The following is an 18,944-nucleotide window of genomic DNA, read 5'->3' as shown; positions in this document are numbered from 1 at the left end:
ACCCACTCTTTTTTTATTCAATCATCAGTCCATAAGTCCCAGTCGCTTACAGCTTCTATTTTATTCTCGATATCGTCAGGTAGTTTAGCAAAAAAATCAAGTCCTGTTACTTTTTCTATCTGGTCAATCGGTACCACATAGCTACTCATTCTTTTACCGTGAAGGGCTTCGTTGGGTAATAAAAACGCAATAGCACGAGCATTTTTAGCAGAACCAGCAGGATAATACAACACAATTTTATAAAAAAAAGTAGGTACAGCCACCTCATTATACCGTCCGATGGTTTTCATACCCTTAGTTAGCACAGGGCCTGTAACAATGTATAACTCTTTGTCACGCAAGGCCCAACCTCTTACACGGCTTTCGATATTCTCCCAGATACCACGGTTAAAGTCAGGTACTTGCGGGCATATATTGCTCATATAAAAAGTTTCATTCATAAGCTCTTGGCAACACTTGAAGTCGGCCGCAGGAACCATGTGGCCACGGTCATAGCCAGAGTTACTGTAATCGGTCGAGAGGGCCGAATTATTCTCCACCTTTTTATCAGGTATAAACTGGTTGTCGCCTCTGTTGGCGCGGCCTTTGGTATATTCTCCTCTTAATTTATGAACCACCCATGCAGGTACTTCATATTTTTCTTCATAACGCAGAATATAATTTTTATGTCTGATAATTTCATCACTTTTGCTAATAGCAGGCAAGGCAAAATCAGGTATTACGTCGTCGGCTACGGGCGGGGGTGAATCCTCCTTATCCAGAACCTTGTCTTTGATTTTATCAAAAAGAGATTTATGGTCGTCCGAACTTTCATCAGATTTTGAGTTATCAGTTTTTTTATTGGTGGCAGTGGCTTCATTATTGTTTTTTGTGGCAGTGGCTTCATTATCAGGCTCAGGAGCTTTGTAAGGGTTTGGCTCATCTTTAGCTGAGCCTTTGGTTTTAAAAACACCCGATACTGTCTCCCAGAGCTTACCAATGGGGCCGGGTTTGTCTTTATAATAAAGAAAATAGCCAATACCAAAAAATATCAGAATAAGAATAATGCGGTTGGATTTCATGAAAGGAATTTTACTGTGCTAAGGTGTTAAATATTTGTTGCAAGTTTACAACAAAACGAAGAAGTATAAGCATTTCTGATAGCTTTTCTTGAAAAGTATTTACGAAGCAATATTTCTGATTTTAGGTAAGAATTGTAAAAAATACACTTAAATTCATAAGGATTCTTTGTATTAATTAGCCTATTTCTGTGCAAAACCCCTTTCAATTCCTGACAATTGCTATTACATTTGTCGTTTCAAACAAAAAATTACCTATGAACACAAGATTCCTCAAAAAAATCCTATTCTGTGGATTATTGGTGAATGCGGCCTACGCACAACAGATAATTCCGCTGAATAACATGGATGCTTTTCGACCCACACAAGGACAATGGAGCGTTGTCAATGCGGTAGAAGCAGATTTTACAAAGCCCAACGACCTACACAAAAAAGACATTTCAACAGGTATCACTGGTGGTATTTTATTATGTGAGCATCCTCCCGGAAAATATGGTATAGAAATGGACCTGCTCACCAAAATGGAGCATGGAGACCTTGACCTCGACCTTGATTTCATGATGGCCAAAGGCTCAAACTCAGGTATTTATTTACAAGGACGTTACGAAATCCAGTTGTTTGATAGCTGGGGTAAAAAACTTCCTAAGTATAATGACGTTGGCGGTATCTATGAACGCTGGGACGACTCAAAACCAGAAGGTTCAAAAGGGTATCAGGGTGTTGCGCCTCGTATTAATGTGGCTAAAGCACCGGGTTTATGGCAAAATATTAAAATTTCTTTTCAGGCACCAAGATTCGATGCCAGTGGCAAGAAAATAGCCAATGCCCGTATCTTGTCTATTTACCTCAACGGAGTGTTAATTCATGAAAATGTAGAGCTTACAGGGCAAACCAGAGGAGCTTGGGAAAACAATGAAGTTGCTATGGGGCCTCTTCGTTTTCAAGGAGACCACGGCAATGTAGCTATCCGTAATATCAAATATAAAAGTTACAACCAGAAGGTATTATCATTCAAAGACCTGAAATATGGTGTTTATAAAGGAAATTTCAGAACGATTGGCGATATAGAAAAAATCAAACCAGAGTATAGCGGTAACCTGAACAGCCTGAACTGGGCGGTAACCAACGCCGAAAACGAATTTGCCGTAAAATATGTAGGCAAAATTGTAGTGCCTGAGGCCGGAACCTACACCTTTACGACCACACATGGTGGAAACACAGAAGTGAAAATCAACGGTCAGCAGGCATTTAAAAATGGCTGGATGATGTCAGACCCTGAAGGTAGAAAAGTAACACTTGATTTACCAGCCGGAGAAGTACCATTTGAATTATACTACTGGAAAGCCGATGGCTGGTTACAACCATCGTTAGGCTTATATGCCGAATCGGCAACGGTGCGTAAACATCCGTTACACTCGGCCAATTCTACAATGGTTAATAACCCATCGTCACCTATTTTATTGGGTACTGACGTTGAGCCGGTGCTATTGCGCTCGTTTATGGATATTAAAGAAGGCGACAAAAACAAGCGAATTGTACATGCCATTTCGGTTGGAAACAAAGAAAATATACATTTTACTTATAATCTTGACAACGGTGCTTTGTTTCAGGTCTGGAAAGGAAGTTTCTTGAATACAACACCTATGTGGCAAGATAGAGGCGATGGTAGCTCACGACCAATGGGTAGTCTTATGCCCCTAGGCGATAGCCCATTGGTAATGGTGCTTGATTCACCTGATAAATCGTGGGGAACCGTAGATGCTACTTTCCGTACACGTGGGTATGAGTTGGACGAAAACGGCCAGCCAACTTTCAAATACGATGTTTACGGCGCAAAAGTTTCAGATAAAATAACACCAGTTGAAGAAGGTAAAATGCTGAAACGTGAAATTGCTGTGAATGGAACCGTAAATAATCTTTACGCCAGACTAGCTTCGGCAGATGCTATCAGTAAAAATGCTGATGGAACCTACAACGTGGGTGATGGTACTTACCTCATAAAACTGAATGAGGGTAACGCAAGTATCAGAACTGTAAGTGGCAAACAGGAATTAGTGGCACCGCTTAACGGAAAAATCAGCTATTCGATTATTTGGTAAAACAGAGGCTTTAAAATTTGAGCAGAATGAAAAAAATATTTAAAACACTCCTTTTTTCAGTAGCGATTGTTTCTGCCGCTTGGGCGCAGAATACGGCTGAAAATGATTATTATCGCATTATTACGCTACCCGTACCCGAAAATATGCTGCTTGAGGTAGGGGGTATTACTACATTGCCTAATGGCGATGTAGCATTGGCTACCCGTAGGGGAGACATCTGGGTAGTAAATAACCCTTATATGGCTGGTACAGCACAGCCGTATTTCAAGAAATTTGCTAGCGGATTGCACGAAATTCTAGGCTTAACCTATCGTAACGGGGCTTTTTACTGCGCACAACGTGGCGAGCTTACCAAACTTATTGATAAAAACGGTGACGGTAAGGCCGACGTATATGAAACAATAGCCACTTTGCCTATTTCGGGGCATTACCACGAATATAGCTATGGCCCTAAGTTTTTGCCAGATGGTTCTATGATTGTAACAGGCAACGTGGCCTTTGGTGACGAAGAATGGTGGAGAGGTGAAAGTAGAGTGCCGTGGAGAGGCTGGGCCGTGAGAATTACAGAAGAAGGTAAAATTGAGCCGTATGCAACTGGTATGCGCTCGCCTTGCGGAATAGGCATGATAGACGGGGAATTCTGGTATGGTGATAATCAGGGTGACTGGATGGGTTCAGGCTTTATTGCTCAAGTAAACAAAGGTGACTTTATGGGGCATCCTGCTGGCTTACGCTGGACAAGCGACCCTAACTCGCCGGTGAAACTAACTACCGAACAGCTATATGCCAAAGTAAACCCTAGAAAAGATAAAGATGCCAACGGATACTATATTAAACCCGAAAACATCGAAAATGAAAGAGGAGTATACTTGTTTGAACTGAAAAAGGATATTCCCGAACTAAAAACTCCGGCTGTTTGGCTTCCACATGGTATTTTGGGTATCTCTACTTCTGAAATCCTGAAAGATGAAACCAACGGTGGTTTTGGCCCATTTGCAGGACAAATATTTGTAGGTGACCAAGGTAAAAGCAATATTTCCCGCGTATTTATCGAAAAAATCAATGGCGAGTATCAGGGGGCATCATTTATGTTCCGTGAAGGTTTCCAATCGGGTATTCTTCGTATGACATGGGGGCAAGATGGTTCGTTGTTTGTAGGCGAAACCAATCGCGGTTGGGGTTCGGCAGGTAATACCACCGCAGGAATCGAACGTCTGGTATGGACAGGTAAAATGCCTTTCGAAATGAAAGCCGTAAGAGCAATGCCTGACGGATTTGAAATTGAATTTACAAAACCTGTAAGCAAAGCAACCGCTGCCGATTTCAAAAATTATCAGGTACGCAGCTTTATCTATAAATATCATCCGGTGTATGGTAGCCCTACCGTAGGCGAAAAATTCCTGAATGTAAAGGGGTTAAAAGTTTCTGAAGATGGCATGAAAGTACGTTTGCTAGTAGAAGGCTTAAGAGACCATTTTATTCATGAAATTAAAGCCGATGGCGTAAAAGACGGCGACGGAAAAGGTTTATTGCACAGCACTGCTTTTTATACCCTGAATAATATTCCGGCAGGCGAAAAACTAACTGGTTTTGTGCCTCGTCCGGCCAATTTGCCTGTAACTGGTACAAGTGTAAAAGCAGAAAAACTCGTAACTCCTGACGATAAAACTGCGGCCAAAGCACCTGCTAAAAAAGCCGTTCCGACTTATGACGAAATCAAGCCTTTGTTACAAAAACATACTTGTGTAGCTTGTCATCAGGCAGATAAACGTCAGGTTGGCCCTGCATTTAAAGATGTAGCTAAACGTAAATATTCAGACGAAAAAATTGTGGGTCTTATTTATAAGCCAAATCCTAAAAACTGGCCTGACTACGCAACTGAAATGGCTCCTATGCCACAAGTGCCTAGAGAAGATGCCTTGAAGATTGCCGCTTGGATAAACTCATTGAAATAAAACCCACTAGGGTTTTAATCCTCCAAAAACCTGCCGATACTCGGTAGGTTTTTGTTTTTTCAGTAGCCTGAAAGAACGGTTAAAATTAGAAAGGTTATAAAAACCACAGTCGAAAGCAATTTGCTGAATACTCTTGTGGTTTTCAATCAGCATACGGCAGGCATATCCGATGCGTACCTCTGTCAGAAACTGGATGTATGTTTTTTGTGTACGATTTTTAAAATATCTACAAAAATTTGGCACCGACATATTAGCAATAGTAGCTGCCTCCTCAATAAGAATTTTTCGGTTAAAGTGCGAAAGCGTAAATTCGTAAATGCGGTTAATGGTGTCGGCATCAAACCGATGATAAGATTCCACAAACCCTTCGCTACTTAGCAAACTAAGCTCATCAGACGTGGCTATGATTTCCAGCATTTGCAATAAGAGGCTAATGCGCTGTACACCGTTGCTGTTATGCAATAGCTTGTCAAATAAAGGTAATATAGTGGCCTTAGTATTGCCTGAAACCCGTAAGCCTCTTTTGGCTCTTTCAAAAAGCCGTCTGATATTTTCCATTTCTTTCAGGTCAAGAAAATCTTTTCCGAAACAATCAGGTAAAAACTGAATCACCTGTGCTTCAGCTTTTAAACCAGAGTTCTCTGAAAAATAAATAGCATCATTTTTCCAGACATGAGGCAAATAGGCCCCTAATAATATCAATTCACCTTCCGAAAATTCTTCTATACTATCGCCTACAAAGCGGGTACCTTTACTTTCAACAATATGGGTAAGCTCTAATTCGGGATGGAAATGCCATTTATCATAAAGAAAAGGCAAGGTATCTTTACGAGCAACAAATGAGTAGTTGGCTGAAATATTAACTTTACGAAGTACTGCCTGCACAATTTATTGATATAATGTTATCTTAAATAGCTTACTTTTATAAAATTGATAATATTTCATCAAAAGTGTATAATATTTCATAAAAAAACTAGAGGAATGAATTGTATTTTTGTAAGATATTTTTTAATTCCACTTATTATATATGCAACATAAAGTTCTAAAAGTAAATCCTTCTGACAATGTAATAGTGGCACTTCGTAACTTGGAGGCCGGAGAAAATATTGAGTTTGAAGGAGAAACTTATACCTTACCGCGTTCAATAGCAGCCAAACATAAATTTGTTACCCAAGACCTGCAAACAGGCGACCACGTAACCATGTATGGCGTTTTGGTTGGAAAAGCTACACAACCGATTAAACGTGGTGAGCAAGTCACAACTTTTAACCTCAAACATGAATCTGAAGAGTACTCGGTAAACAAACGCGTACCGCAAACCAACTGGCAAGCACCTGACGTGGTGAAATGGGAAAACAGAACTTTTATGGGGTATCATCGTTCTGATGGTCAGGTAGGCACAGCCAATTACTGGCTGGTAGTGCCTTTAGTATTTTGCGAAAACCGTAATATTCTTAAATTAAAAGAAGCCTTCGATAAAGCTCTGGGATATGCCTTTCCTGATATTTATCTACGTCAGGTAGAAGACTTGGTGCAATTACACCAAAAAGGCCAAACCACAGGCATTGATTCTTACAATCAGGAAACCACAGGTAATGCAGCAGGTAATCGTTTATTTCCTAACCTTGATGGCATTAAGTTTCTTACACATGAGTCGGGTTGTGGTGAAAACAATCAGGATTCTGAATTACTGGCTGCCCTGTTTGCCGCTTATGCAAACAATGCCAACGTGGCAGGAATAACCGTCTTAAGTTTGGGTTGCCAGAAAACCCAGTTTACTGATTTGATGAACGAAATCAAAAAACGTAATCCTGAATTTGACAAACCTATTTTATTGTTCGAGCAACAAGCCTATGGAACTGAGTTCGACATGATGTCGGCTGCTATTAAAGAAACCTTCAAAGGCTTGATTGAAGCCAATAAACTCACTCGGCAGCCCGCACCCTTATCAAAACTGAATATCGGGCTTAAATGCGGTGGGTCTGATGGGTTCTCGGGTATCTCGGCTAATCCTGTATTAGGGCATTTATCCGATATAGTGGTGGCTCTAGGCGGAAATACATATCTGGCCGAATTTCCTGAACTATGTGGTGTTGAGCAGGAATTAATTAACCGTTGTGTTACTAAAGAAAAAGCCGAAAAGTTTGAGTATCTGATGCGTGACTACGCATCGAAAGCAGAAGCAGTAGGAGCAGGCTTTGACATGAACCCATCGGCCGGAAACATAAAAGACGGTCTTATAACAGATGCTATCAAGTCGGCAGGGGCGGCCAAAAAAGGCGGAACAGCACCCATTGTTGATGTCTTGAATTATACCGAATTAGCCAAAGAGCCGGGTCTGCATCTGGTATGTACACCCGGTAACGATGTACTGGCTACCACGGGTAAAGCTGCATCAGGAGCAACTATTATTCTTTTTACCACAGGGTTGGGTACACCCACAGGTAATCCTGTGTGTCCGGTAGTAAAGGTTTCAACCAATACGCAACTGGCCAAGAAAATGCCTGATATTATTGACTTCGATTGCGGAGAGATTATTACCGGAGAAAAAACCATTGAGCAAACCGCAGAAGAATTGCTGGAATACTGTATCAAGCTGGCTAGTGGCCAAACCATCACTAAAGCACAACAATTGGGGCAAGATGACTTCATGCCTTGGAAAAGAGGAGTAAACTTGTAAAATGAATTATTAGGACATTCAGATAAAAATATTGACCATGAGATTATTACGTTTTGGAGAGTTTGAACAAGAGCAGCCAGCCGTTGAATTAATTGATGGAACCCGCATCGATGTTTCGGCTTTTGGCGAAGATTATACAGAAAAATTCTTTGCAACCGATGGGTTGGTACGTTTGGCTGCATGGGTAGAAACCAACGCAGAAACTTGCCCTAAAGTACCTGAAACAGCCAGACTAGGCTCTTGCATTGCGCGTCCTTCAAAAATTGTTTGTATAGGCTTAAACTATGCAAAACACGCCGAAGAAACCAATGCCCCTATTCCGAAAGAACCTATTATTTTCTTTAAATCAACTACTGCTCTTTGCGGCCCTTATGACAACGTGATTATTCCTAAAAACTCTGTGAAAACAGATTGGGAGGTCGAACTGGCAGTGGTAATTAGCAAAAAGGCTTCGTATGTAACAGAAGAAGAAGCTATGGACTACGTGGCAGGCTATGCCTTGCATAACGATTATTCGGAAAGAGAATTTCAGATTGAACGTGGGGGGCAATGGGTAAAAGGCAAAAGTGCCGATACGTTTGCACCATTGGGGCCTTTCCTTGCTACTAAAGACGAAATCGAGAATCCACACGATTTGCCTTTGTGGTTAACGGTAAATGGAGAAAAATTGCAGAATTCCAGTACCGACGACATGATTTTTAAAATTCCGTTCCTGATTCATTACCTGAGCCATTTCATGACCTTGTTACCCGGCGATGTAATTTCGACAGGTACGCCTTTTGGAGTAGGGCTTGGTTTCAAACCTCCACGGTACCTGAAAGCAGGTGATGTAGTTGAACTGGGTATTGACGGGCTGGGTACACAAAAACAAATAGCAGTTGACTATTCTAAAAATTAAAGCAAATGAACCTAAATTTAAGCGATAAGATAATTATTGTAACAGGCGGTGCCAAAGGTATAGGCGAAGGCATTGTAAGAGTATTGGCAACCGAAGGGGCTATACCTGTAATTATAGGCAGAAACGAAGCCGATAACCTGAACACATTGGAAGCCATTGGCGGTAGTAGTAATGGTTTTCAGGTAGCAGCAGAGTTGAGCGACCCCGAAGAATGCCGTAAAGCAGTAGCACAAGTAATAGAAAAATATGGTAGAATAGATGGTTTGGTAAATAATGCCGGAGTAAACGATGGCGTAAATCTTGAAAACGGCAGTTATGAAGCATTTATGGCTTCATTACACAAAAATCTGGTGCATTACTATCTGATAGCCCATTATGCCTTGCCCGAATTAAAGAAAACAAAGGGAAGCATTGTAAATATTGGTTCAAAAACAGCAGAGACAGGGCAAGGGGGTACATCGGCTTATGCTGCGGCCAACGGTGGTCGTAATGCCTTAACGCGTGAATGGGCTGTTGAACTCTTAAAATATGGTATTCGTGTAAACTCGGTAATAGTGGCCGAATGTTACACACCGCTATATGATAAATGGATTAAAACTTTGCCGAATCCTGAAGAAACTTTGCAGAAAATTACCGAAAAAATACCTTTAGGTAACCGCATGACAACCGCCGAAGAAATTGCCAATATGGTTGCTTTCTTGCTTTCGGAGCGTTCGAGCCACACCACAGGCCAGTTGATTCATGTAGATGGCGGGTATGTACATTTAGACAGAGCCTTAATATAACTATGAAAAAATATTGTCTGGCACTTGATTTAAAAGATGATGCTACACTAATAGCAGAATACGAAAAATACCACGAGAAAATATGGCCTGAAATAGCCGAAAGCATTACGTCGGCAGGTATTTCAAATATGCAAATTTATCGTATTGGTAACAGGTTGTTTATGATTATGGAAACCGAAGATAATTTCTCGTTTGAACGAAAAGCAGAAATGGATGCCAGTAATCCTAAAGTGCAGGAATGGGAAACACTTATGTGGAAGTATCAGCAAGCCCTGCCTATGGCAAAACCCGGTGAAAAATGGATATTCATGAATAAAATCTTTGATTTGCAACAACAGTAACCTTCCTCTTTTATAGATGTTTGTTAACAGCCATTTGAAAAATTGGCTGTTATTTTTTTATTTGCGTATATAGTTACTATTCAACCATCCAGAAATGAAAATTAACAGTATACTTCTATTAGCCGTTGCCTTGCTTATTGGCGCAAGTTCATGGAAAAAACCTCTGGCAACAGCTACTCCTAACATTGTCCTGATTTTTATGGACGATATGGGCTATGGTGATTTGAATTCTACCGGAGCCCTTGATTACCAGACACCTAATATCGATAAATTAGGCTTTGAAGGTATTCGGTTTACCAATTTTCTGGCGGCTCAGGCAGTGTGTAGTGCTTCAAGAGCAGCCCTGATGACGGGCTGTTACCCTAACCGTGTAGGTATTGCCGGAGCTTTAAATCCTTCTCAAAAAATCGGCCTTCATACCAACGAAGTAACCATTGCCGAAATGCTTAAACAAAAGGGCTATGCAACGGGCATTTTCGGTAAATGGCATTTAGGGCATTACAAGGAGTTTCTACCCTTGCAGCAAGGATTCGATGAATACGTCGGTATTCCTTATTCAAACGATATGTGGCCCGTAGACTATGACGGCAAACCCATTACCGACGAGAACGATTACCGTAAGAAAACGTATCCGCCCCTGCCACTTATTGAAGGAAATGAGCAAAAAGAAACCATCAATGACTTAGCAGGGCAAGATAAACTAACTACTTTATATACAGAAAAAGCCGTTGGGTTTATCAGAAAAAACCGTAACAAACCCTTCTTTTTATACCTGCCTCATTCAATGGTACACGTGCCGCTTGGGGTATCAAACAAATTTAAAGGCAAAAGTAAACAGGGTATGTTCGGCGATGTTATGATGGAGGTAGACTGGTCGGTAGGCGAAATCATGAAAGCATTGAAAGAAAATGGTCTTGACAAAAACACACTCGTAATTTTTACAAGCGATAACGGCCCGTGGCTTAACTTTGGAAACCATGCGGGGTCGGCCGGAGGTTTCAGAGAGGGAAAAGGAACCGTATTTGAAGGCGGGCAACGTGTACCTTGTTTAATGCGTTGGAAAGGTACAATACCAGCAGGGCTAATCTGTAACCAGCTTACATCTACCATTGATATTTTTCCTACACTGGCACGTATTTGTGGCACCACGCTACCCAACCACAAAATTGATGGAGTAGAGATTCTGTCTTTAATGAAAGGTAATGTGAACGAAACCCCACGAAAATATTTTTATTATTATTATGCCAATAACGAACTGAGGGCCGTTCGTCGTGATAACTGGAAACTGATGTTGCCACACAAAATTGAGCGTACCTACGAAAATGTTTTACCCGGTAATAACGGGTTTTCGGGCAAATATGGTAATATAGAGCTTTCACTGGCGTTGTATGATTTGAGACGAGACCCGGGCGAAGAGTATGACGTAAAAGAACAAAACCCTGATATTGTGGCAGAACTTCAGCAAGTAGCCGAGATGGCCCGCGAAGATTTAGGCGATGCCTTACAGAAAAAACAAGGCAGAAACGTAAGACCCGTAGGCGAACTGAAACAATAAGCACAAAAAAACTGGTATCAATGCCTTGCAGTGGTCTGAAAACTGGCCACGCAAGGTTGAAATAGTAGAGGTTTAAGCTGGAAATATCATAAAAAAATAGTATATTTGAAATCAGAATTTTGTTAAAACTAAAAAGCATGACCTCTCATAAAAGTGTACTTTTTTATAAAAATACATAGAATATAAAGGTAATAACTACCGTTATTTTACACACAACGTCCTGATTATTTTAATCCTGCTAGTCTATTGCTGCGATAATTCATGAGTCATTTTACAGAAGACCAAGTAACCCAATTGGCACCAGATGCCTCTTCTCTGAAATCTGGAAAAGAATTAGCTAATGAACGAAAATGGGTGTCTTTCGCCCGTAACGAGCGCGTTTTGTGGGGAGAGGTTCAGGGAAGTGGCAAAGACCCTTACCGTACCCAGATTGACCTCCAGCATATTGCCTTCAAATGCTCTTGCCCCAGTCGTAAGTTTCCTTGTAAACATGGTTTAGGGCTACTTTTTATTTTTGCCCGTAACCCCGACACCATCAAGCATCAGGCTGACGAACCCGCCTGGGTAGCTGATTGGATGAACAAGCGCGAAACCAAAGCCGAAGCTAAAGTCGAGAAAGAAATAAGCCAAGAAGATGCTCCTAAAAAGCTGGAAAAGCAGCTAAAAGACAAAGAGAAAAGACAGAACGAACGGCAACTAAAAGTAGAAGCAGGCGTGGCAGAACTGGAACTCTGGCTGCGTGACCTCGTAAGAACGGGTTTCTTGAGCTTGCCCGAAAAGGGAAATGCCTTTTTTGAAAAAACAGCCGCACGCATGGTGGATGCTCAGGCAACCGGACTGGCAAATCTGGTGAGAGGGTTTAATAAAATCAATTTTTATCAAGGGGCTAACTGGCATACCGAAGCACTGGCTTTATCGGCCGACATCTACCTTTTACTCGAATCTTTCAAAAATCTGGATAAGCTGCCCCCGCTTTGGCAAGAAGATATAAAAAACAGAATAGGCTGGAATACCTCACAAAAAGACCTGCTAGCTGAAAGTAATGATTCCAGTATTATAACTGATACATGGCTGGTAATAGGCCGCCAAACAGAAACAGAAGAAGACATAACCATACAACGCAACTGGCTGTATGGGTTTACTTCAGGGCAATATGCTTTAATCCTGAATTTTGCCTACAAAAATACCCCCATGCCCAATTTATTAATAGAAGGCGGTTTCATAGAAGCTACATTGGTTTTTTATCAGTCAAATGCACCCTTACGGGCCATCATAAAAGAACAGACCAATAGCAGTGCGGTTGTCGATACTGTTAATCGCAAAGGTATATATACTTATTGGGAGCAAATGCAAGAGGCCTTTGCTCAACAGCTTGCGGCTAACCCGTGGCTGAACAATGTGCCGTATATGGTCGAAAAACTAACGCTGGTAACCAATAATAGTCAATGGCTGTTGCAAGATACCGAAGGTGGTTTAATGCCCCTTCACCGTAGTTTTACAGACAAACAAATATGGCAATTGCTGGCATTAACTGGAGGTAACGCTGTTGATTTGTTTCTGATAAAATCAGATAATACGGTGTTGCCTTTGGGCATTTTTAAGCAGCCTGACCACACCTATCAACTTTTGAAATAAATCTCAGGATGGAAATCTGGAAACAACTCATCAATATTGCCTTATTAGGAACCGACAAACTGCCATTATCGACAGAGCTATTGCCCCCCAAAATTCAGGATAAACTCTTACCTGTTAATCAACTCGAAAGAGAGAGCTATTTCATGAAAGCTGCGGCTTTAACACTTGCTTACAAAAGGGCTGGCGAACAGATTGACAAAGCTACAATGCCTGCCATTATGCCCGCTGAGGCAGAATTACAGCCCTATTGTAGCCAAAAGGCCATACTGATTCTAAAAAAACTGCTTGGCACAAGTCCACGGAATATGTCTTTACTGGCTCTCTGGATGGAAAAATGCGCTACACAAAGCCAGATTATCCCGCCCGATATGCTGGTATCAATACTAGAGTTAGGAGCAGAAAAAAAAGCCAGATTTTTAAGAGAAGATATCAGAAAAATAATTGGTAAACGAGGCGAGTGGCTAGTGAAAATTACAAATAACTGGCAATACGTTTTACCTCAATACGAAGAAACACGCTGGCAAGAAGGCAGAATAGCCGAGCGTAAAGAAGCCTTTGAAATAACCAGAAACAATAATCCTGTAAAAGCCTTTGAGTGGTTAAAGGCTTCATGGACGCAGGAAACTGCAAAAGATAAAAAAGAGTTTTTACTGATGCTCGAAAAAAACCTTAGTGTAGCTGAAGAGCCTTTTTTGGAAGATTTTAAGGCAACGCTGGTGGCAGAGAAAAAAACTGATAAAGCCATTAACAAAGAATTACTGGTAGTAACAAACAACCTGTTGCAAAAAATAGAAAAACTAAAAGGTAAACCTGTTAGTCAGAAAGTAGGTTTGTTGGGAAGTCTGCTGAAAAAAATCATTACCGATACCATGCTTGAAGAAGAAAAAGAATTTTTGGCAGAAGTACAATGGCAGAAGTATGAGGAAACAAATAAAAGACTGGAACTCATGAGCCATTTATCGTGGTCGGCCGAGTTTAGCCAGAAAGTTCTGGAAGGAATAGCCAGCGAGCGCACGAATCATTATCAGATTCAGACTTGTGGCCCTGTTATTTTAGAACTTTGCCGTTGTTTCCACCCTCAGACGGTTGTATATCTTGAGAAACTCCTTGTTGACGAGCCGTCAGGGTGGCATTCAAAATATTATAACGAAAAAGTAACGCTTCCGTTATGGCAAGCATTGGAGAGCATCAGCGAAATTGAAAATGTATTCAAATAATATAACCATACTCAAGTCTATAAACTTTATAACATAAAACAGAATGAACGCCTTACGTCAATATGCCGAGATTCAGTTTGCTGAAGAACTAGAAGAGTTAAAACAACAAGAAAAAAGAGCTTCTGCAACCACCAAATATCCGCCTAACTGGCTTTTATCGCCGCAGTCGGTAGTTACTTACCTGATGGGTGGAAAACTCGATAATGGTTTTGAAATAACGCCTAAATATATTGGTAGCCGTCGATTAATGGAAATCGCAGTAGCTACGCTTACAACCGACAGAGCCTTACTTTTATACGGTTTACCGGGTACGGCCAAATCGTGGGTGGCCGAGCAACTTGCAGCCGCTATTTCGGGTAATTCTACTTTATTGGTGCAAGGCACAGCCGGTACAGGCGAAGAGGCCATTCGCTACGGCTGGAACTACGCCCGCCTGCTGGCCGAAGGCCCTAGTGAAAATGCTTTGGTAGTTACTCCTATGATGCGGGCCATGAAAGACGGTAAAATTGCCCGTATTGAAGAGCTTACCCGTATAACTGCCGATGTACAGGATACGCTCATTACTATTCTCTCAGAAAAAATGATGCCTATACCTGAGTTAAATACAGAAGTACAGGCCGTTAAGGGGTTTAATGTAATTGCCACCGCTAACAACCGCGACAAAGGCGTAAACGAGTTGTCGGGGGCATTGAAACGTCGTTTTAATACAGTTATTCTGCCTGTGCCTGAATCTCTCAGCGAAGAAATAGACATTGTACAACGGCGCGTGAGTAGTTTATCAAAAGCATTAGAGCTACCAGCCGAAGCTCCAGCCCTAAAGGAAATCCAGCGTATTGTTACCATTTTCAGAGAGTTACGCGCAGGCGTAACCGAAGACGGCAAAGTAAAAATTAAAACACCAACAGGAACCATGAGCACTGCCGAGGCTATTTCGGTAGTAAATAACGGCTTGGCATTGGCTGCTCATTTTGGCGATGGTATATTAAATGCACAGGACCTTGCCGCAGGTTTGGTAGGAGCCGTAGTAAAAGACCCCGTACAAGACAAAGTAGTCTGGAATGAATACCTTGAAACAGTTGTGAAACCTCGTGAAGACTGGAAAGATGTTTATCGGGCATGTAAGGAAATAACACTTTAATACACATGGTTAATATATTAGGAATCCGACATCATGGGGTTGGTTCGGCAAAAAATGTATTGGCTATGCTTAAAAAGCTGGAACCCGATATTATTTTAGTTGAAGGCCCACCTGAACTAGAGCCTGTGCTTTCATGGGTAAATAACAAACTGCTTAAACCTCCGGTATCTATTTTAGGGTATAACATCGATACCCCCAAGCAAGCCTCTTTTTACCCTTTTTCTGAGTTTTCACCAGAATGGCAGGCTATATCCTATGCCAACGCCAAGCAAATTCCTGTTCGGATGCTCGATTTACCTCTGGCTATCAGTTATCAACTTGACTTAGACAAGGAGCAGGCACTACAAAAAGCAGAAGAAGAAAAAAAACAGAGCCAGATTGAAAATAATGAAAACCCCGATAATGATATACTTGAGCAACTGGCACGCTTGCCCCGCAAAGAGCCTATTGCCTATTTCTCAGAAATAGCAGGCTACACAGATAGAGAACTATGGTGGGAACATAACTTTGAGCAAAAATACCTGACCGAAAATGCCGAGCAGCATTTTGAGGCAATCATGCTCATGATGGAGAACCTCCGCCAAGCCGGAATACCTTCTTCTATGGAAACCGAAAATGTTTTTCGGGAGGCCTATATGAGAGAAATCATCCGAAAAGCTCAAAATGAATTTTATTCCCGAATAGTAGTAGTTTGTGGCGCATGGCATGCTCCGGTTTTAAGAGATTTAGAAAATACAGCCAAAGCAGACACAAAAATTCTGAAAGGTTTGCCTAAAACCAAAATAAAAATAGGTGCAACATGGATACCGTGGACAAACGCCCGCCTTTCTATGTTTAGTGGCTATGGGGCTGGTATTACTTCACCGGGCTGGTACAGACATCTCTGGAAATACCCCGAAGATACCGGTATTCACTGGCTTACTAAAGTAGCCCGTTTGTTTCGTAAAAAACAGATGGATATTTCAACGGCCCATGTGATTGAAACTTTTCGCTTGGCCGAAGCTCTGGCAGCATTAAGAAGTCTGCCTCGGGCAGGTTTGAGTGAACTGATCGAGGCTACCCTTTCTGTGATGTGTATGGGCGATGCCATCCTGCTGGAGTTAGTTAGAAAAGAGTTAATCGTAGCCGATATAATAGGAAAAGTTCCTGACGAGCTTCCCAAGCACCCGCTTCAAAATGACTTTGAAGAAAATACCCGAAAGCTACGCCTTCAACAAAGCCTCGACTACAAGGAATATGAGTTTGATTTGCGTAAAGAAACCGACCTTAACCGGAGTATCTTCCTGTATCGCCTCTTGGCTTTAGATATTCCTTATGGCCAACAAACTTTTGCCCGCTCAAAGGGAACCTTCAAGGAAGCATGGCGTTTAAAATGGGAACCTGAAATGATGATTGCCCTTATTGAAAAAAGTATATGGGGCAATACTATTGAAATAGCAGCATCGACTTATTTACTCAATAAAGCTCAGCAGTCGGCCTCTATTGCCGATTTGGCCGCGCTCATTCAACAGGCTATTCCTGCCGAATTGTTTGTCTGTATAGAAAGTCTTTTATTCAAGCTGAACGAAATTGCCAGTATTGCCGCCGATATTGCCGAACTCATGAAAACGGTTGTTCCGCTGGTAAGTATCAGCCGCTACGGCAATGTCAGAAATACCGACCTGTCGGCAATTAATACGCTCATAGAAGGCTTCATTACCCGTATTGCTATTGGTCTGGCTAATGCCTGTTATGGGCTGGACGACGCTAGCTCTGAACGAATGTTTGAGCAAATAAAACAGGTGAATGATGCCGTTCGGCTTCTGAATAACGAAACCCTTGCTGCAACGTGGGAAAAAGCCTTGTTTGAACTATCAGAAAAACAAGGGGTGCATCCGATTATTATTGGCTGTACCTGCCGTTTGTTATTCGATGCCAAACGTATAGATGAGCAACAAACGGCCAGATATTTTGGTCTGGCTTTATCAAAAGGGCAAGAAACCATATATTCGGCTGGGTGGCTCGAAGGCTTCCTGAAAGGGAGTAGTATGATTCTTTTGCTCGATAATATCTTGTGGAATTTGCTCTATAAATGGGTGGCTGAATTACAGGGTGATGCTTTTCTTGAACTGCTGCCCATATTACGCAGAACATTTTCAAAATTTGAAGTAACCGAACGCAAACAATTAGGCGAAAAAGCAAAAAAAGGAACAAGTTTGCTTGCTAGTGTGGCCGAAGAAAGTAGTGAACCCGCGGGTTTCAATGCCGAACGGGCAAACGCAGTGCTGCTAACTATTGCTCAATTATTAGGCATTGCTGCGCCAGAACAAAAAGAAGTATAGAACACACACTTGAACTGAAAACGACCTAAAAACAGCGTAATTATTATGCAAAATCAGGAGATACTGACTCGTTGGAGACTTATATTAGGAGGAGAAGAGGCCGATGGAACCGGATGCGTGCTTTCAGGCCAAGAAGCGCAGATTGATGCCGCTTTGGCCGCTTTATATGAATTTGAGCGAAAAAGAAAATTCAGTTATGAGCAAGACCCCAAAAACAGAAAAGGGGGAAGTGAATCATCGAACCCATCAATAGCCCGCTGGTTAGGAGACATCAGAAATTATTTTTCGGATACCGTAGTGCAGGTGATGCAAAATGATGCGTTGAAACAACCCGAGCTTCGGCAAAAGCTCATGCTTGAACCCGAAATTCTGGAGCAGGCTACCCCTGACGTAAGGCTGGTAGCCACTTTAATGGAATTAGGGAAGTTGATTCCGGCAAAAACTAAAGATACTGCCCGAAGGGTAGTACAAAAAGTAGTAGACGAATTGATTGATAAACTACACCAGAAAACAATTCAATCAATTACAGGGGCATTGAACCGCAGCGTGCGTAACCGCCGGCCCCGCTATAATGAAATTGACTGGAATACGACTATCCGTAAAAACCTTAAGCATTATCAGGCAGCCTATAAAACTATTATTCCTGAGGAACGTATCGGATACGGCCGAAAAACCCGCCGCTCGTTAAAAGATATGGTGCTTTGCCTCGACCAGAGTGGCTCTATGGGCCAGTCGGTAGTGTATTCGGGTATTTTTGGTGCGGTAATGGCGTCGTTGCCCATGATTAAAACCCAAATGGTGGTTTTTGATACAGAAGTGGTCGATTTAACAGAAGACCTCCGAGACCCTGTTGAACTACTATTTGGCGTGCAACTAGGAGGGGGAACAGATATAAATAAAGCATTAAACTACTGCCAGCAGGTTATTTCCAAGCCTGACGATACTATTCTGGTACTAATTACAGACCTGTATGAAGGAGGAAACGAACAGCAAATGCGAAAAAGAGCAGAAGAACTGGTTGCTTCTGGTGTTCAGGTGATTTGCTTATTAGCTCTTGACGATTCGGGAGCTCCTTCGTTCGATATGCAAAATGCCAGATTTTTAAGTAGCTTAGGTATTCCTGTGTTTGCCTGTACCCCCGACCTCTTCCCTGAGTTAATGGCTGCTGCTATATCAAAACAGGATTTAACACAATGGGCGGGTGATAAAGAAATTGTGCTAAAAGGACAAAAAACAGCATAACAAACAAGCAAATACAGGCA

Annotated in this window: 14 protein-coding genes; 12 read left to right on the top strand and 2 right to left on the bottom strand. The window is 41.8% G+C overall.

Annotated elements, in window-relative coordinates; all coding sequences use genetic code 11:
- Positions 1-17: 17 nt before the first annotated feature.
- Positions 18-1,061 (bottom strand): DNA/RNA non-specific endonuclease, encoded by a 1,044-nt coding sequence (locus tag WAA15_RS05365; RefSeq protein ID WP_337041534.1) that lies wholly within the window; start codon positions 1,059-1,061, stop codon positions 18-20.
- A gap of 254 nt (positions 1,062-1,315) precedes the next feature.
- Between WAA15_RS05365 and WAA15_RS05360 the strand changes: the two genes are divergently transcribed.
- Both WAA15_RS05360 and WAA15_RS05355 read left to right on the top strand, forming a co-directional pair.
- Positions 1,316-3,157, top strand: coding sequence for a family 16 glycoside hydrolase (locus WAA15_RS05360; protein WP_337041533.1), 1,842 nt, complete (start codon positions 1,316-1,318; stop codon positions 3,155-3,157).
- Positions 3,158-3,183: 26 nt separating this feature from the next.
- Entirely contained in the window at positions 3,184-5,112 is a 1,929-nt protein-coding gene (locus WAA15_RS05355; RefSeq protein ID WP_337041532.1) for a c-type cytochrome, read from the top strand.
- 6 nt (positions 5,113-5,118) lie between these two features.
- Here the strand turns inward: WAA15_RS05355 and WAA15_RS05350 are convergent, their stop codons facing one another.
- Positions 5,119-5,997 (bottom strand): AraC family transcriptional regulator, encoded by an 879-nt coding sequence (locus WAA15_RS05350; protein WP_337041530.1) that lies wholly within the window; start codon positions 5,995-5,997, stop codon positions 5,119-5,121.
- A 142-nt stretch (positions 5,998-6,139) separates the two neighbouring features.
- Between WAA15_RS05350 and WAA15_RS05345 the strand changes: the two genes are divergently transcribed.
- The 10 genes from WAA15_RS05345 to WAA15_RS05300 all read left to right on the top strand — a co-directional run bounded on the left by WAA15_RS05345 (position 6,140) and on the right by WAA15_RS05300 (position 18,924).
- A complete protein-coding gene (locus tag WAA15_RS05345; RefSeq protein ID WP_337041529.1) occupies positions 6,140-7,792 on the top strand; it encodes a UxaA family hydrolase in 1,653 nt (550 codons plus the stop codon).
- Between the two features lie 37 nt (positions 7,793-7,829).
- Positions 7,830-8,690 carry a fumarylacetoacetate hydrolase family protein gene (locus tag WAA15_RS05340; RefSeq protein WP_337041528.1) on the top strand — a complete coding sequence of 287 codons (861 nt, stop codon included), beginning with the start codon at positions 7,830-7,832 and terminating at the stop codon, positions 8,688-8,690.
- Positions 8,691-8,695: 5 nt separating this feature from the next.
- Positions 8,696-9,475 carry an SDR family oxidoreductase gene (locus WAA15_RS05335; protein WP_337041526.1) on the top strand — a complete coding sequence of 260 codons (780 nt, stop codon included), beginning with the start codon at positions 8,696-8,698 and terminating at the stop codon, positions 9,473-9,475.
- Positions 9,476-9,477: 2 nt separating this feature from the next.
- Complete coding sequence (locus WAA15_RS05330; protein WP_337041525.1) at positions 9,478-9,816, top strand: L-rhamnose mutarotase; 339 nt, start codon at positions 9,478-9,480, stop codon at positions 9,814-9,816.
- Between the two features lie 94 nt (positions 9,817-9,910).
- Positions 9,911-11,371, top strand: coding sequence for a sulfatase family protein (locus tag WAA15_RS05325; RefSeq protein ID WP_337041524.1), 1,461 nt, complete (start codon positions 9,911-9,913; stop codon positions 11,369-11,371).
- A 261-nt stretch (positions 11,372-11,632) separates the two neighbouring features.
- Positions 11,633-13,006: an SWIM zinc finger family protein gene (locus WAA15_RS05320; RefSeq protein ID WP_337041522.1), complete on the top strand. Its 1,374-nt coding sequence runs from the start codon at positions 11,633-11,635 to the stop codon at positions 13,004-13,006.
- 8 nt (positions 13,007-13,014) lie between these two features.
- On the top strand, positions 13,015-14,223 hold the full coding sequence (locus WAA15_RS05315; RefSeq protein ID WP_337041520.1) for a DUF5691 domain-containing protein: 1,209 nt from the start codon (positions 13,015-13,017) through the stop codon (positions 14,221-14,223).
- A gap of 43 nt (positions 14,224-14,266) precedes the next feature.
- Positions 14,267-15,361 carry an ATP-binding protein gene (locus WAA15_RS05310; protein ID WP_337041519.1) on the top strand — a complete coding sequence of 365 codons (1,095 nt, stop codon included), beginning with the start codon at positions 14,267-14,269 and terminating at the stop codon, positions 15,359-15,361.
- 5 nt (positions 15,362-15,366) lie between these two features.
- Entirely contained in the window at positions 15,367-17,682 is a 2,316-nt protein-coding gene (locus tag WAA15_RS05305) for a DUF5682 family protein (RefSeq protein WP_337041518.1), read from the top strand.
- Between the two features lie 45 nt (positions 17,683-17,727).
- On the top strand, positions 17,728-18,924 hold the full coding sequence (locus WAA15_RS05300) for a VWA domain-containing protein (protein WP_337041517.1): 1,197 nt from the start codon (positions 17,728-17,730) through the stop codon (positions 18,922-18,924).
- Positions 18,925-18,944: the final 20 nt, after the last annotated feature.

It is taken from the genome of Emticicia sp. 17c, from assembly GCF_037153985.1.
Taxonomy (GTDB): domain Bacteria; phylum Bacteroidota; class Bacteroidia; order Cytophagales; family Spirosomataceae; genus Emticicia.
This window is presented reverse-complemented; position numbering and strand designations above follow the sequence as displayed.

Coding starts and splice junctions, on each gene's coding strand:
- WAA15_RS05330 (WP_337041525.1), top strand. CDS start 9,478: ATGAAAAAATATTGTCTGGCACTTGATTTAAAAGATGATGCTACACTA.
- WAA15_RS05355 (WP_337041532.1), top strand. CDS start 3,184: ATGAAAAAAATATTTAAAACACTCCTTTTTTCAGTAGCGATTGTTTCT.
- WAA15_RS05335 (WP_337041526.1), top strand. CDS start 8,696: ATGAACCTAAATTTAAGCGATAAGATAATTATTGTAACAGGCGGTGCC.
- WAA15_RS05345 (WP_337041529.1), top strand. CDS start 6,140: ATGCAACATAAAGTTCTAAAAGTAAATCCTTCTGACAATGTAATAGTG.
- WAA15_RS05305 (WP_337041518.1), top strand. CDS start 15,367: ATGGTTAATATATTAGGAATCCGACATCATGGGGTTGGTTCGGCAAAA.
- WAA15_RS05315 (WP_337041520.1), top strand. CDS start 13,015: ATGGAAATCTGGAAACAACTCATCAATATTGCCTTATTAGGAACCGAC.
- WAA15_RS05300 (WP_337041517.1), top strand. CDS start 17,728: ATGCAAAATCAGGAGATACTGACTCGTTGGAGACTTATATTAGGAGGA.
- WAA15_RS05360 (WP_337041533.1), top strand. CDS start 1,316: ATGAACACAAGATTCCTCAAAAAAATCCTATTCTGTGGATTATTGGTG.
- WAA15_RS05320 (WP_337041522.1), top strand. CDS start 11,633: ATGAGTCATTTTACAGAAGACCAAGTAACCCAATTGGCACCAGATGCC.
- WAA15_RS05310 (WP_337041519.1), top strand. CDS start 14,267: ATGAACGCCTTACGTCAATATGCCGAGATTCAGTTTGCTGAAGAACTA.
- WAA15_RS05365 (WP_337041534.1), bottom strand. CDS start 1,061: ATGAAATCCAACCGCATTATTCTTATTCTGATATTTTTTGGTATTGGC.
- WAA15_RS05340 (WP_337041528.1), top strand. CDS start 7,830: ATGAGATTATTACGTTTTGGAGAGTTTGAACAAGAGCAGCCAGCCGTT.
- WAA15_RS05325 (WP_337041524.1), top strand. CDS start 9,911: ATGAAAATTAACAGTATACTTCTATTAGCCGTTGCCTTGCTTATTGGC.